This is a genomic window from Streptomyces sp. NPDC050674, from assembly GCF_040654575.1.
Taxonomy (GTDB): Bacteria; Actinomycetota; Actinomycetes; order Streptomycetales; family Streptomycetaceae; genus Streptomyces.
In genome coordinates, this window is record NZ_JBFAIG010000001.1 from 41,007 (window position 1) to 54,954 (window position 13,948).

General features: G+C 72.2%; 14 protein-coding genes. 8 read left to right on the forward strand and 6 right to left on the reverse strand.

Annotation, left to right across the window (positions count from 1 at the left end):
• Positions 1-19: 19 nt before the first annotated feature.
• From AB0I06_RS00175 to AB0I06_RS00195, 5 genes are all read left to right on the forward strand, one after another.
• A complete protein-coding gene (locus AB0I06_RS00175) occupies positions 20-1,027 on the forward strand; it encodes a Ppx/GppA family phosphatase (RefSeq protein WP_363116440.1) in 1,008 nt (335 codons plus the stop codon).
• A gap of 43 nt (positions 1,028-1,070) precedes the next feature.
• A complete protein-coding gene (locus tag AB0I06_RS00180) occupies positions 1,071-1,271 on the forward strand; it encodes a hypothetical protein (RefSeq protein WP_363116441.1) in 201 nt (66 codons plus the stop codon).
• A gap of 86 nt (positions 1,272-1,357) precedes the next feature.
• On the forward strand, positions 1,358-2,365 hold the full coding sequence (locus AB0I06_RS00185) for an iron-containing redox enzyme family protein (RefSeq protein WP_363116442.1): 1,008 nt from the start codon (positions 1,358-1,360) through the stop codon (positions 2,363-2,365).
• Positions 2,366-2,386: 21 nt separating this feature from the next.
• Positions 2,387-3,043, forward strand: coding sequence for a HemK2/MTQ2 family protein methyltransferase (locus tag AB0I06_RS00190; RefSeq protein WP_363116443.1), 657 nt, complete (start codon positions 2,387-2,389; stop codon positions 3,041-3,043).
• On the forward strand, positions 3,024-3,233 hold the full coding sequence (locus AB0I06_RS00195; RefSeq protein WP_363116444.1) for a CDGSH iron-sulfur domain-containing protein: 210 nt from the start codon (positions 3,024-3,026) through the stop codon (positions 3,231-3,233). Before AB0I06_RS00190 ends, AB0I06_RS00195 begins: the two co-directional genes overlap by 20 nt.
• A 172-nt stretch (positions 3,234-3,405) precedes the next feature.
• Here the strand turns inward: AB0I06_RS00195 and AB0I06_RS00200 are convergent, their stop codons facing one another.
• Positions 3,406-3,840, reverse strand: a complete 435-nt coding sequence (locus tag AB0I06_RS00200; protein WP_363116445.1) for a protease inhibitor — start codon at positions 3,838-3,840, stop codon at positions 3,406-3,408.
• Between the two features lie 463 nt (positions 3,841-4,303).
• Between AB0I06_RS00200 and AB0I06_RS00205 the strand changes: the two genes are divergently transcribed.
• Positions 4,304-5,473, forward strand: a complete 1,170-nt coding sequence (locus tag AB0I06_RS00205; protein ID WP_363116446.1) for a lactate 2-monooxygenase — start codon at positions 4,304-4,306, stop codon at positions 5,471-5,473.
• A 58-nt stretch (positions 5,474-5,531) separates the two neighbouring features.
• Here the strand turns inward: AB0I06_RS00205 and AB0I06_RS00210 are convergent, their stop codons facing one another.
• From AB0I06_RS00210 to AB0I06_RS00220, 3 genes are all read right to left on the reverse strand, one after another.
• Positions 5,532-7,151, reverse strand: a complete 1,620-nt coding sequence (locus tag AB0I06_RS00210; RefSeq protein WP_363116447.1) for an RICIN domain-containing protein — start codon at positions 7,149-7,151, stop codon at positions 5,532-5,534.
• A gap of 329 nt (positions 7,152-7,480) precedes the next feature.
• Positions 7,481-7,858, reverse strand: coding sequence for a toxin Doc (locus AB0I06_RS00215; RefSeq protein WP_363116448.1), 378 nt, complete (start codon positions 7,856-7,858; stop codon positions 7,481-7,483).
• A gap of 3 nt (positions 7,859-7,861) precedes the next feature.
• On the reverse strand, positions 7,862-8,107 hold the full coding sequence (locus AB0I06_RS00220; protein WP_030845137.1) for a hypothetical protein: 246 nt from the start codon (positions 8,105-8,107) through the stop codon (positions 7,862-7,864).
• A 175-nt stretch (positions 8,108-8,282) separates the two neighbouring features.
• On the opposite strand from AB0I06_RS00220, the gene AB0I06_RS00225 reads away from it, so the two are divergent.
• Positions 8,283-9,215 (forward strand): sigma-70 family RNA polymerase sigma factor, encoded by a 933-nt coding sequence (locus AB0I06_RS00225; protein ID WP_363116449.1) that lies wholly within the window; start codon positions 8,283-8,285, stop codon positions 9,213-9,215.
• On the forward strand, positions 9,212-10,726 hold the full coding sequence (locus AB0I06_RS00230) for a cytochrome bc complex cytochrome b subunit (protein WP_363116450.1): 1,515 nt from the start codon (positions 9,212-9,214) through the stop codon (positions 10,724-10,726). The genes AB0I06_RS00225 and AB0I06_RS00230 overlap by 4 nt, the downstream gene beginning before the upstream one ends.
• Here AB0I06_RS00230 and AB0I06_RS00235 read toward each other — a convergent pair.
• Together AB0I06_RS00235 and AB0I06_RS00240 are read right to left on the reverse strand one after the other, a co-directional pair.
• The gene (locus AB0I06_RS00235; RefSeq protein WP_363116451.1) at positions 10,686-11,477 is read right to left on the reverse strand and encodes an alpha/beta hydrolase; all 792 of its coding nucleotides are present in this window, start codon (positions 11,475-11,477) and stop codon (positions 10,686-10,688) included. The two genes, AB0I06_RS00230 and AB0I06_RS00235, sit on opposite strands and share 41 nt — an antisense overlap.
• Positions 11,478-11,553: 76 nt before the next feature.
• Positions 11,554-13,797: a glycoside hydrolase family 9 protein gene (locus AB0I06_RS00240; protein ID WP_363116452.1), complete on the reverse strand. Its 2,244-nt coding sequence runs from the start codon at positions 13,795-13,797 to the stop codon at positions 11,554-11,556.
• Positions 13,798-13,948 lie beyond the last annotated feature (151 nt).

Sequence of the window (13,948 nt, forward strand, 5' to 3'; positions counted from 1 at the left end):
AAATGGGTACCCACCGGCCATGCGAATCAGCGTGGTGGACGTGGGATCGAACACGGTCAGACTGGTGGTCGCGGACGCGGCGGACGGGGTGCCGCTGCCCGTGCACACCGCCAAGTGGCGACTCAGGCTGTCCGAGCAGGTCGCACCGGGGGGACCCATCCCGGAGCAGGCCGTGGGGCAGCTCGTCGAGGCGGTGGCCGAGGCGAGCAGGACCGCCGCCCGGTGGGGCGCGACGGGCCCGCTGGCGTTCGCGACCGCCGTGGTGCGCAACGCGCCGAACCGGCACGAGGTGCTCCAGACCGTCCGCGCCCGTACGGGCGTCGACCTGTGCACCCTGCCGGGTGAGGTCGAGGCCGAGCTGACGTTTCTCGGCGCCCGGCGCTGGATGGGCTGGCGGTCGGGGCCGCTGGCCCTGCTCGACATCGGCGGCGGAACACTCGAAGTCGCCTTCGGGCGCGGCCGGTTGCCCGACTTCGTGGCGTCGCTGCCGCTGGGCGCGCGGCGGCTGACGCACGAGTTCTTCGAGGACGAGGACCCGCCGTCGCCGGAGCGGGTACGGGCGCTGCGCCGCAAGGTCCGCCATCAGCTGCGGGACGTCGCGGCGCGGATCCGCTGGGAGGGCCCGCGCACGGCGGTCGCCACCTCCCGCACGTTCCAGCAGCTGGGGCGGCTGTGCGGCGCGGCGCCCGGACGGCACGGCCCGTTCGTGGACCGGCAGATGCACCGCTCCGACCTGCGGGCGGCCATCACGCAGCTGGCCGCCCTGCCCGCCGCGGAACGCGCGCACCTGCCCGGCATCTCCGCGCCGCGGGCCGCGCAGAGCCTGGCCGGGGCGGTGGTGGGGCACACCGCGCTGAAGCTGACCGGCATCAAGGCCGTCACGGTGTGTCCATGGGCGATCCGCGAGGGGGTGCTGCTGCGCCACATCGAGGACGGCCCCTCCTGGTGGGCGGAGGTCGCCCGCCGCAGTGAGGAGGCCGCCCCACCCGACCCCGTGCCGCTGCGCATCGCCTCCGCCACCAGCTGAAACGCTCACGACCCGACGTACCGAACGCAGGAAGGAGACCGCCGTGTCCGAGCACAAGGACCACGACCGGGACAAGGACCAGCACGGCACACCGCCGCAGACGGCTCTCGAAGAGGTGTTGCGGGAGGTCGAGGACGCCGAGAACCGCACCCGGGACTCCGCCGAGCAGCGCCGTCACCGGGGTGAGGCCGGGGAGGCCATCACCCCCAACGCACGCGCCCAGGAGGAGTCCGAGGGCGACTGACGGCGTCACGGCGGGCGCGCGCCACCGGGGGCAGGGCGGCGGCACCCGGCGGGTGACCTTCGCCGCCGGGCGGGTACCCGGCGCGCATGGAGCACGAAGGACCACCACTGCCCACCCCGCGCGGCCCGCTGAGCAGGGGCGTCGACGCCTGGCTGCGGGGCGCGGGGCGGTTGCCCCGCCTGGAGGACGTCGCCCGGGCCGAGGTGTACGGCGACGACCTCCAGCTCGCCCTGTACATCTGCTACGAGCTGCACTACCGCGGCTTCGCCGGTGTCCCGGCGGAGCGTGAGTGGGACGTCGACCTGCTGCGCGTCCGCGCGGCCATGGAGCAGCGCTTCCTGTCCGCGCTGCGCGCCGACGCCCAGGTCCACGACACCGTGGACGAGGCACTGGCCGACCTCCTGGTCGAGCCCGTCGAGGGCACCGGCGTCAGCCACTTCCTGCGCGAAGAGGGCGAGCTGTGGCAGATACGTGAATACGCGGCCCAGCGCTCCCTGTACCACCTCAAGGAGGCGGACCCGCATGCCTGGGTGCTGCCGCGGCTGTACGGCCGGGCGAAGGCCGGGATGGCGGCGGTGGAGTTCGACGAGTGGGGCGGCGGCCGCGCCGACCGCGTGCACGCCGCCCTGTTCGCCGATCTGATGAGGGACCTGGGCCTGGACACCACCTACGGCCGCTATCTCGACGCGTCGACCGCCGAGGCCCTGGTCACGGTGAACATGATGTCCCTGTTCGGCCTGCACCGGGCCCTCAGGGGCGCTCTGGTCGGCCATTTCGCGGCGGTCGAGATCACCTCGTCGCCGGGGTCGCGCCGGCTCGCCGAGGCGATGCGCCGCACGGGCGCCGGGCCCGCCGCCGAGCACTTCTACGACGAGCACGTCGAGGCGGACGCGGTCCACGAGCAGGTGGTGCGGCACGACGTCATCGGCGGGCTGCTGGAGGAAGAGCCGCATCTCGCTCCCGACGTCGCCTTCGGTATCGACGCGACCGAGTTCGTCGAGGAGCGCTTCGGCGCCCGGCTGCTCGCCCACTGGCGTGCGTCACGTTCGTCACTGCGCGAACCGCTGGCCCGGGAAGTCACTCATATCTCCTGATGACCGGGGTACTCGGCGTCCGTGATCGCACTCGTACTCCCGGGCGTGTACGCCCCGCAGGAAGACACCGAGCTGCTGGCCGGTGCCCTGTCCGACGAGCCGCTGCCCCCGGGCGCGGAAGTTCTCGACGTGGGCACCGGCAGCGGCGCCCTCGCCCTGGAGGCCGCGCGCCGGGGCGCCCGTGTGACCGCGGTGGACGTGTCCTGGAGCGCGGTGTGGGCCGCCCGGCTCAATGCCCGGCTGGCGAGGCTCCCGGTCCGCATCCGGCACGGCAATCTGTTCGATCCCGTGCGCGGGAGGACGTTCGACCTGATCCTGGCCAATCCCCCGTACGTGCCGGCTCCGGACGGCCGTCGCAGGCCGCCCCGCGGCGCTGCCCGGGCCTGGGACGCGGGTGACGACGGGCGTCTGGTCGTCGACCGGATCTGCCGGCAGGCACCCGGTCTGCTGCGGCCCGGCGGGGTGCTGCTGCTCGTGCAGTCGGCGCTGAGCGCCCCCGATGTGACCGTGGAGCAGTTGCGCGCGGCCGGTCTGAAGGCCGCGGTGACCCGTCGGCACCGGATCGAGTTCGGGCCGGTGCTGCGCGGCCGGGAAGCCTGGCTGCGGGAGCGGGGGCTGCTGCCCGCCGCCGATGACAAGGAAGAGCTGGTGGTCGTCCGTGCCGAACTCCCCGTCTGACCGGTCCGCCGCGACGCCGCGACGCGTCGCCGTCCAGCGCAAGGGCCCGCTGCTGATGGAGGGCCCGGTGGAGGTGGAGCTGGAGGACGGCTCCGTCGTCGCCTCCGACCGCTTCCGTGTGGCGCTGTGCACCTGCCGGCGCAGTCGCCGCTACCCGTGGTGCGACACCAGTCATCGCGACCGGGCCTGAGTTTCCGGTCCGGACGGACCGGAAAAGCCCAGAGGCCGGCGGGCGGCCCCACTCCGCCCGCCGGCCCCCTCGCGCGAGATCGCGACTCCCCGTGACAACGGCCCGGCTCCCCAGCCACGGCCCGCTGCGCTTCACGGACTCAGTGCGATCCCGGTCTGTGGGCTCGGCCCGCTCAGAAGGAGAAGACGCCCGTGCCGTAGGCGTTCTTCATGCAGTCGTTGGAGAAGGTGCGCTCGTAGGAGACGCGCTTGCCCTGCCAGACCCCGTCGACGGTGATGACGACCGGGTCGTACTGCTTGGTGCACATCACGCCCTCCTTCGCCGTCAGGGCGTCGAAGTCCCCGCCGACGCCGCGCAGTTCCGCGCAGGCCGGGCCGGCCGCCGGGTGTGTGCCGGCGGGCGTCGGGGCGCAGGTCAGGGTGACCGCGCGTTCCGGCGTCGTCGCGAGCGCGCTCTCACCGTGCCCCACGGTGAGGACGAGGGCCGACGGGGCGTAGAGCGCGGTGGGGGCCTGCCCCGGGGCGGCGAGCGCGGCCCCGGAGAGGGGGCCGCAGACGGCGGTGGCCGTCAGGCCGAGGGTCATGGCCCAGCGCGCGGTGTTCCGCATTGTGTGCATCCTTCCGCATCGATTACAGGGGGTGCCGGTCCGTGCTCGGTCGGTGCCCGGAGCGGCGAGCGCGAGTCTGCCGAGTCCGCCGCGGAAACACACATCGACCCCACGGGTTTCAGTAACCTTGCGTATTGAATCAGTGGCGCGAAGTTACGGAATCCGTGCGGGTGAAGCCCGTAACCGCACGGGCCCCGGGGTCACGAAGCGGCCAGATGGCCGAATTCCAGGTGTTCGTTAATCGGCCTGAAACATTCCGATTCCGCTCTCGGCCGACTGCTTCGTGACCCCTTGTGTTCATCACGCGGCCGGATATTTGTCATTACATGACGGGCTCCACCGCGGCGGGAGGAGCCGTCCGCTGTGCACGGAGACCGCCCTGATCCCCTCCGGGCGCATACCGCTCGGTATCGTCGCCCGCACGGCAGGTCCCGACGAGGAGACGACGAGAGGCGGGGCGTACGTGGGCAAGCACTGGGCCGACTTCCAGTACGAGATCTACCTGAACGGGATGACGGGTGCCGTACCGCGGCTGCCCACCGATCTGACCCGGCTCGAGGAACTCACCGAACAGCGGCTCGGGCCCGGTCCGGTCGGCTACGTGGCGGGCAGCGCGGGCGACGGCAGTACGGCCCGGGCCAACCGGGCGGCCCTGGAGCGTCGCAGGATCGTGCCGCGCATGCTGCGGGACGTCCACGAGCGGGACCTGTCCGTCGAGGTGCTGGGGCGTACCCTGCCCGCCCCTCTCGCGCTGGCCCCCGTCGGAGTGCTGTCGATCATGCACCCGGACGCCGAGTCCGCCGCTGCCCGGGCCGCCGCCGCACAGGGCGTGCCGTACATCCTGTCGTCGGCGTCCAGCACGCCCCTGGAGCAGGTCGCCGAGGCGATGGGGGACGCCGAGCGCTGGTTCCAGCTGTACTGGCCGAAGGACCCGGAGGTGGCCCGCAGCTTCCTCGCCCGGGCGAGGGCGGCCGGGTACACGGCGCTGGTCGTCACACTGGACACGCCCCTGCTGTCCTGGCGGCCCCGCGATCTGGACCAGGCCTATCTGCCGTTCCTGCACGGGGTCGGCACGGCCAACTACTTCTCGGACCCGGCCTTCCAGGCGGGTCTGGCCAAGCCGGTGCACGAGGATCCGGACGCGGCGGTGATGCACTTCGTCGGCATGTTCTCCGACCCCGCCAAGCGCTGGCCGGACCTGGCGTTCCTGCGGGAGAACTGGGACGGCCCGATCGTCCTCAAGGGCGTCCTGCACCCCGACGACGCGCGCCTGGCCGCCGACGCCGGCATGGACGGGGTGGTCGTCTCCAACCACGGCGGCCGTCAGGTGGCCGGCTCCGTGGCGGCCGCCGACGCGCTCCCCCGGGTGGCGAAGGCGGTCGGTGACCGGCTCACCGTCCTCTTCGACAGCGGCATCCGCACCGGCGACGACGTCTTCAAGGCCCTCGCCCTCGGCGCCCGCGCGGTCCTCGTGGGACGCCCGTACGTCTACGGCCTCGGCCTGGACGGCCGGTCCGGCGTCGAGCACGTCATCCGCTGCCTGCTCGCCGAACTCGACCTGACGCTCGCCCTGTCGGGCCACGCCACACCCGGCACGGTCGGCCCGGCCGACCTCGTCGAGGATCCGGTCTGACAGGGGGCCGCGCGGCGCGTCCGCGGCGCAGCCCCGCTCGGGCCGTGGGGCCCGGTCGTCAGGACGTCGCGCCGTGCGACAGCGTCACATGGCGGGCCGCCGGGTCCTGCTGCTCCTCGATCGACAGGGAACCCGACGCCGACGGCAGGGGCTCCGCCCGCCAGTGCTGGGCGTCGGACGAGCGGTCGCGGACCTTGACGACGATGTCGGCGTCCGGATCGTCGTCGGCCGGGGCGAGGGCGAGCCGCTCGTCCCAGCGGGGCAGCAGCTCCCCCCGCACGGTCAGGTCGTAGCGCACGTCGTCGCCCCGCTCGGCATCCTTGCCGGCGCAGGTGCCGAGGACGACCACACCGGCGTCCTTGTGGGAGTCCAGACACAGTCCGGGATCGGCGACGCTGCGCAGCAGACCGTCGTCCTCGTAGGTCCACTGCTGGGTCCACACCGTCGAGCACTCCGCGAGCTTCGTGCCCGAGCCCTCCTTCGGCAGGTCCCGGATGTCCAGGCACAGGTCGGCGCCCGCGTTGCGCAGCCTCGTCACGCCCTGCGCCGCGGGCAGGCCCGCGGTGCCGGGCGGTGCCACCGAGGCGTCGCCCTTGCCACCGGCCGCGCTGCTGGAGCCCGCCGGGTCGGCCTCACCCCCGTCGTGGGAGGACGTGCTGATGATGAGCACCGTCGCCAGCACCCCGGCCGACACCGCGCCCACGCCGGACAGCAGCGCCCGCGAGGAGCGCAGCCCCTGAGGAACCCGGGCCGGCACCGCAAGCCGGGACAGCAGGCCGTGCCGCCCGCCGCCCCGCCGTCCGCCACGCCGGCCCGTGCGGGCGCCCCGTGTGCCGTGCGAGGCCCGTCCGGGGCGCGAGTCGAGGTAGCGGCGGGCGCCCCAGCCGAGCACCGCCTCGGCGATCAAAGGCCCGAGCGGGCCCTCGAAATGGCTCAGTTGCTCGGCCGCGTTCCGGCAGTATCGGCACTCGTCGAGATGCTGCTGGACGTCCGGCAGCAGTGCGCCGCCCCGGCGGATCGGCACATCGAGGAGGCGGTTGTAGAACCGGCAATCATGGGTCGGGGCGAGTTCGCGATGGGCGAGTACACAGCCCTCGCGGAATTTGTCCCGCGCCTGTTCGAGGGCCGCCGACGCGATCTCGGTGTCCATCCCCAGGAGTCCGGCGGGAACGCTTATGGGATCCGCCTCGACCTCGACATGCCAGAGCAAACACCGCGCAGCCGCGGGAAGTGCCTGGAATGCCCGCTCCGCGAGGAGGCGATTTTCCGGGGTCATGGACGTCGCCGCGCGCAGTCCCCGCCCTCCGGCCGGTTTCTGCAAGGCCGGCAGAACGGCTGATATTCGATCGTCACCTGACCACTCGCGGATCGTGTCGCGCACGGTCACCAGCAGGGCCGGGCGCAGCGCGACGGCCGACTCGCCGAAGGCGAGACGGTTGAGGGTGCGGTGGAAGGCGATTCCGGTCACCATGGCCGCGACCTGCGACGACGAGGCCAGACAGATGACCGCGTAGTCGTGCGCCGACTGGTGGTGCCGGGCCATGAGCAGCGCGACGGAATGGGCGGCGACCTGGCCCTCCGGGCTGCCTCTCAGGGGGGCGGCGAGTGATTCATCGGATTCCCCTGGATCCCCGCCGGGCGGGGGATACGGAGGACGAGGGGGGTGGGGGGTGGGCACTGAGATGGTTCCTTCCCACGCGTGTGGCACACAGAAGTCCTGCCGCCGAAAAAGGAGGCCCGGTTGGTGCGTACCTTTTTTGGCGGGGCGCGGGAGGTGCGAATTCACCGACGGCGGGTCGGACGCGGTCAACAACTCACGTGCGACACCCGGCCATCCCCCCGCACGCGCGATTCACTCTTGCACAACCCCCACACGGCCAACAAGGCGCCCGGACAACATCCCCGCCATTGACAGAAAGTCAGAAACGGGGAACGGATACGCGCTGTTCGCACCCGTTTTCGACATTTCCCTGCGGCCCGTGTGAATCGGACACCGGGTCCGGTTCCTCAGATCTGCCAGGACCGCAGCCGGTCCGCCGCTCCGTAGACGTCGGTGGTGCCGGTCAGGAGGTCACGGGCCAGGTCAACGAGGGCGCCGTAGGGCGGGTCGATGCCGACGCCGCTGACGAACATGTACGCCACGGCGGTCGCGCAGGCGAAGCGGGCGTTGGCCGAGGGCAGCGGCCGGAGCACCGTGATGGTGTGCAGCAGCGCGGCGGCCCGCCAGGCCGCGTCGGAGTTCACCCCGAGGCGCGGCGGGTCCACGCGATGCCGGGCGACGGCCGCGACCAGCGCCGAGAAGTCGTTGACGGTGGGCTGGTCCGGCAGGACCTCCTCGTGACGCTGGAGCAGCCAGGGCACGTCGATGTGGATCACGGGTGCCATGGGTCAGGCGGCCCGCCCCTCGCCCTTGGCGGGTGGTTCGTCGTCGGGGAACGCGGCGGCGAACTCGTCGGCGTGGGTGGCGAAGAACCGGCGGAAGGCCTCGGCGCCCTCCTGGAGGGCCCGGTGACGGGCTATGTCGGCCGCGGCCGCCTCCCGCACGAGGGCCTTCATGGACGTACCGCGCTCCTTGGCGATCTGCCGCAGGTCCTCAAGTTCGCGGTCGCTGAACTCCACGTTGAGAGCTGGCATGTCTTCACGGTACCGCTCGGGTACTGGCACGTAAATATCCCCAGGTCAAGAGCGCCCCCAGAAGGTACCAGCCGGGCGCTGGGCCTGAGATGTGGGTCACATTCAGCCGTGCGATGTCACATTTCGGGGTCCTGCCCGGCTCGCAGTGGTGAGCGCGTACCTGGGAGGGCCACGCATGACCGAGATCTCCGCACCCGGCACGGACGCCCCGCTCGACGCGGCGACCGGGGTGTTCGTCGACCATCGCGAGCTGCTGTTCGGCGTCGTCTACAACATGCTCGGCAGTGTCGCCGACACCGAGGACGTCCTCCAGGAGACATGGCTGTCCTGGACGGCGCGCGGCGGCGGCGCGCCCCTGGACGGCGTCGACAACCCGCGCGCCTATCTCGTCCGGGTGGCGGTCAACCACGCGCTGCGCCGCCGTGCCGTGATCAACCGCAGGCAGGAGACGTACGTCGGGCCGTGGCTGCCCGAGCCGCTGGTGGACGCGGAGGACGCCGAGACCGCCGAGACCCCGGCCCTGCGTTCGGAGTCGGTGTCGCTGGCGATGCTGGTGGTCCTGGAGTCGCTGACACCGCTGGAACGGGCCGTGTTCGTGCTGGGCGAGGTGTTCGGCTACCCGCACGCCGAGATCGCGGAGATCATCGACCGCTCCCCCGCCGCCGTACGGCAGTTGGCGCACCGGGCGCGGGGGCACGTACACGCGCGGCGGCCGCGCTACGAGGCGCATCCTCGGGTGCGACGGGAGGCGACCGAGCGGTTCGTGCGGGCGGCGCTCGGCGGGGACATCGCCGAGCTGATGGAGGTGCTCGCGCCGGACGTCACGGCGTGGACGGACGCCGGCGGCAAGCGCCGGCGGGCCGGCCTGCGCCCGGTGCACGGCCGCGACAAGGTGACCCGGCTGCTCACCGCCGGCCGGGGCGGCCCCGACCACCCCGTCTGGCGCTACCGGCGGGTCAACGGCGACGACGCGGCGGTGCTGTTCGACGGCGACGCGCCGTTCGCCGTCCTGGTCCTCGACCTCACCCCGGAGGGCGACCGGGTGCGCGGCATCTACGTCGTGGCCAACCCCGACAAGCTGGCCCACCTGCCCGGGGCGGCGGCGTGAGCGCCGGGCGCGGTGAGCGGCTCGCCGACTGGTTCGACGGGCGGCTCGGCATCCACACGCTCGGCAGGAAGTACCTGCGCAAGGTGTTCCCCGATCACTGGTCGTTCCTGCTGGGCGAGATCTGCCTGTACAGCTTCGTGGTGCTGGTCCTCACCGGCGTGTATCTGACGCTGTTCTTCCACCCGTCGATGAACGAGGTGACGTACCACGGGAGTTACGTACCGCTGAACGGTGTGCGGATGTCGGCGGCGTACGCGTCCACGCTGGACATCAGTTTCGACGTGCGCGGCGGGCTGCTGATCCGGCAGCTGCACCACTGGGCGGCGCTGGTCTTCGTCGCCGGGATGCTGACGCACATGATGCGGCACTTCTTCACGGGCTCGTTCCGCAAACCGCGGGAGATCAACTGGCTGTTCGGCTGGTTGCTGCTGTTTCTCGGCCTGTTCGAGGGGCTGTTCGGCTACTCGCTGCCGGACGACCTGCTGTCGGGCACCGGCCTGCGGTTCGTGCACGGCGCGCTGCTGTCGGTGCCGGTCGTGGGGACGTACCTGGCGATGTTCCTGTTCGGCGGCGAGTTCCCCGGGGACGACATCGTGGCCCGCTTCTACGCGCTGCACGTGCTGCTGATCCCCGGCGTGATGGCGGCGCTGGTCGTGGCCCACCTGCTGCTCGTCGTCCATCACAAGCACACCCAGTTCGCGGGGCCCGGGCGCACCGAGCGCAACGTCGTGGGGACGCCCTTCATGCCGGTGTACCTGGCCAAGGCGGGCGGCTTCTTCTTCCTGGTGTTCGGGGTGCTCGCGCTGATCGCCGGGGTGGCGACGATCAACCCGGTGTGGTCGTACGGTCCGTACCGCGCCGACCAGGTCTCCACGGGGGCGCAGCCCGACTGGTACCTCGGCTTCGCGGAGGGCCTGGTGCGGATCATGCCGGGCTGGGAGGTCACGCTGTGGGGTCACACGCTGGTGCTGGGCGTGCTGATCCCGATCGTGGTGTTCCCGCTGCTGTTGGTCTTCATCGGCGTGTACCCGTTCCTGGAGGCCAGGTTCACCGGCGACCGGGACGAGCACCATCTGCTGGACCGGCCGCGCAACCGCCCGGTGCGCACGGCGATCGGGGCGGCCTGGATCAGCCTCTACCTCGTGCTGCTCGCGGGCGGTGGGAACGACATCGTCGCGACCCGCCTCCATCTGTCGATCAACACCGTGACCTGGGCGGTGCGGACCGGGATGTTCGTCGTGCCGGCGGTGGTCTTCGTCGTCACCCGGCAGATCTGTACCGGGCTGCGGCTGCGCGACAGGGAGCTCGTGGCGCACGGCAGGGCGACCGGCGTGATCAAGCGGCTGCCGCACGGCGAGTACGTCGAGGTGCACGAGCCGCCCGACCCCGGCCGGCTGCACACCCTGACCGCCCATGAACGGCCCGGTGAGCCGGTCGGCCACACACCGCGCCGGGCGGTGGCGGGCCCGGTCAGGAGTGGGCGCGGCAGAACTCCCGGACGGTCCGGTTGAACGGCTCCGGCGCCTCGACGTTGGTGAGGTGCCCGATGCCGGGCAGCACGACCAGCGTGGCCTGCGGGATCGCCGCGAGGAACTGGTGGGCGACCGGCTCCACGGGCGAGCGGGCGTCGAGCTCACCCCACAGCAGGAGCGTCGGCACCTCGATCTTCGGCAGGAGCTCGCGCTGGTCGGCCTCGGCCATGACGGTGAGCTCGGCCCGCATGCTCCGGGCGCGGGTGTCGGCCGACATCACGGACAGCAGGCGGACGGCCTCGGGGGACGGCTGCCCGGCGAACAGGCCCGGCAGGGTCGGCGCGAACTCCTCGGGCGGAACGGCGAGCATCCGTTCCGCCCCCTCCACCCGGGACCGCACCTCCGCCGCGGGCAGCGAGCCCTTCCAGCCGGCGTAGGTGTCCACGAGGAGCAGGGTGCGGACGAGTCCGCGGTGGTGCCGGTAGAGCTCCAGCACGACGGTCCCGCCCCACGACACGCCGAGGACATGCGCCGGGCCGAGGTCCGCGTCCTCGATGACGGCCGCCAGGCAGCGGGCGTAGTCGGCCAGGGCGAAGCCGGGCGGGACGTCGCCGGAGCGCCCGGCGCCCGGTTCGTCCCAGGCGATCACGGTGAACTCGTCGGCCAGCTCCTCCAGCTGGGGGCGGAACAGGCGCGCGTCCGTGAGGGCGCCGTGCGCGAGCACGAGAGGCGGGCCCTGGCCCACCCGGTCGTAGGCGACCTCGATGCCGTCGACCCGCACCGCTGGCATGACACCAGGCTACGCGCGGGTGCCGGGGGCGTCCTGTCGGCGGACTCCCCCGGCACGCGTCGCAGATGTCCGGTCCCTATCCCTGGTCCGCCACGAAGGAGGCCATGCGGGTCAGGGCCGCGTTCCAGTTGATCGTGTGCTCGTTGGTCGACCAGGACTGGATGTCGTCGATGTAGCAGAACTGGCCGACGCAGCCCTGGAGTTTGTTCTGTGCGTAGGGGTCCTGGATCCCGGAGTTCGGCCCGCCCGCGAGGGTGCCCTTCGGCGGGTTGGGCTGAGCGGGGTCGAGTTGGTGGGCGTACCAGCGGCTGTGCTGGTTCTGGGCGCTGACCTCGCCGTAGCCGGTGACGTAGGAGATGTTCAGCGCGTTGCGGCCCAGGATGTAGTCCATGCTCTGGAGCGCGCCGTCCCGGTACTTCGAGGCGCCGGTGAGGTCGTACGCGGTGGCGAGGACGACGGCGTTGTTGAGGATCTGGTGGCTGGAGCCCCAGTCGTAGATGTTGCCGTCGGGTGCGTACGGCATGCCGTAGGGGTGCGCCTTGAGGGTGGCCAGGTAGCGGTCGGCGCCCTTGACGACGGACTCGCGCACCTTGTCCCGGCCCGGCAGCCTGCTCGGCACCGTCGCGAGGTCGAGCCGGCCGGCCGCGCCGGTGCGGGCCCAGTCGAAGCCGATCGGCTTGAAGAGGTCGGCGGTGTGGACCGGGGACTTCTGGATGTACTCCTCGAACCGCTTCTCCCCGGTGGAGAGGTACAGCTCGGCGGCCGCCCAGTAGAAGTCGTCGGTGACGTCGCTGTCGGCGTAGGCGCCACCGCCGACGCCGTCGCTCTCGGAGGCGAGGCGGTCGGGGTGGGCGAGCGCCGCCGCCCAGGCCTTGCGTGCGGCTGCCAGGGCCTTGTCGGCGAAGGACTTGTCATAGGGGCGGTACAGACGGGCCGCCTGCGCGGCCGTGGCTGCCAGGTTCAGGGTGGCGGCGGTGGACGGCGGGTGCAGTTCGCGCTTTTGCGGGTCGTCGCTCGGCAGCAGCGGCAGGCCGGTCCACTGCTCGTCGTGCATCTTGTGGTGGGCCATGCCGGCCAGCGGCTTGCCGTCGGGCACCTGCATCCGCAGCAGGAACTCCAGCTCCCAGCGGGCCTCGTCGAGGATGTCGGGCACCTTGTTGCCGCTCTCCGGGATGGCGAGCGTGCCGTCCCCGAGCCTGTTCGCCTGCCCGGTGCGGGCGTGCCGGGCGCGTTCCCAGGTGCTCAGCAGTTCCCAAGTGGAGATGCCGCCGTTGACGACGTACTTACCGTGGTCGCCGGCGTCGTACCAGCCGCCCCTGACGTCGAGGGTGTAGTCGCACACGCCCGGCTGGCAGGGCACGGCGGTGTCGCCCTGGTTGGGGGCCACGCCCAGGTGACCGGCCGGGCGGCCGTAGCCGGGCCGCAGGTCGTCGCGGATCGCGAGGCCGCTGCGCTGGGTGTAGTAGTACTTCGCCGAGTCCAGCCGGAGCCGCTCGTAGGCGCCCGTGCCGATGTCGAACGGCCGGCTGGTCTCACCGTCGGCGACGAGCGTGAAGCCCGTGCCCTTCTTGCGGTAGGTGCCGAAGTCGATGGTGTGGACGTTCTGCCCGGAGGAGGCGTCCACGCCGCGTGGCACGGTGGTGCCCCGGGCGACGACCGTCCCGCCGGAGTTCTTCAGCTGCCAGGGCAGCTTCGTGGTGGCGTCGGTGACCAGGGTGGCGTTCTTCGGACCGGCCGGCAGGTAGGCGACCTGGTTGACGCGGACCCGGGGCCCGGTGTCCGGCTCGTACGGTTCGGGCGTCACACCGCCGAGCAGCGAGACGTCGTCCATGCAGAAGCGCCAGGCGTCCGCGCTGCCGCCGAGCTGGAAGCCGACCTGCCCCTGGGTGGTGTCGACGGGCGAGGTGAAGGTGTAGGAGTAGGTGTCGCCGGAGACGCTGAGCTGCGGTGACACCTCGTGGTAGGTGTCGTACGGCGACACCGACAGGCCCACGATCGCCCGCACCACGTGCCCTGCGGGTGTCCCGGTCGCGCTGAACGAGAAGCGGTACGACTCCCCCTTCACGAGGGTGATGTCGTTCTGTCCGACGGCGGCGTCCCAGCGGTTGGTGGTGCCGCCGGGGACATCGGCGCAGAGCCGCCCCCCGGACAGGCCCGCGGTGACGTTGCTCGTCGTCCACCAGGGTTCGATCGCGGTGTCGAAGGTGCCGTTCTTGACCTGCTCGGCCTCCTCGGCCCCGGCCGGCGCTGAGGGCAGCGCGGTGAGCGCGGTCGCCAGCAGGGCCGTCAGGGACAGCAGGGCGGTTCTGCGTCGTTTCACGTCTGGGCTCCTCTGGGGAGGTGGGGTGGCGCTCGCCGTGGGAGCGCTCCCAGAAGCGGGCTGCACGCCATGGTTGTGGCTGATGTGACGCCACGTCAATGATCCGGACGGGACTGGCTGTTCACCGCCCGTCCGGATCGGGACGCTCGGG

Coding starts and splice junctions, on each gene's coding strand:
- AB0I06_RS00175 (WP_363116440.1), top strand. CDS start 20: ATGCGAATCAGCGTGGTGGACGTGGGATCGAACACGGTCAGACTGGTG.
- AB0I06_RS00185 (WP_363116442.1), top strand. CDS start 1,358: ATGGAGCACGAAGGACCACCACTGCCCACCCCGCGCGGCCCGCTGAGC.
- AB0I06_RS00200 (WP_363116445.1), bottom strand. CDS start 3,840: ATGCGGAACACCGCGCGCTGGGCCATGACCCTCGGCCTGACGGCCACC.
- AB0I06_RS00215 (WP_363116448.1), bottom strand. CDS start 7,858: ATGGCACCCGTGATCCACATCGACGTGCCCTGGCTGCTCCAGCGTCAC.
- AB0I06_RS00220 (WP_030845137.1), bottom strand. CDS start 8,107: ATGCCAGCTCTCAACGTGGAGTTCAGCGACCGCGAACTTGAGGACCTG.
- AB0I06_RS00225 (WP_363116449.1), top strand. CDS start 8,283: ATGACCGAGATCTCCGCACCCGGCACGGACGCCCCGCTCGACGCGGCG.
- AB0I06_RS00235 (WP_363116451.1), bottom strand. CDS start 11,477: ATGCCAGCGGTGCGGGTCGACGGCATCGAGGTCGCCTACGACCGGGTG.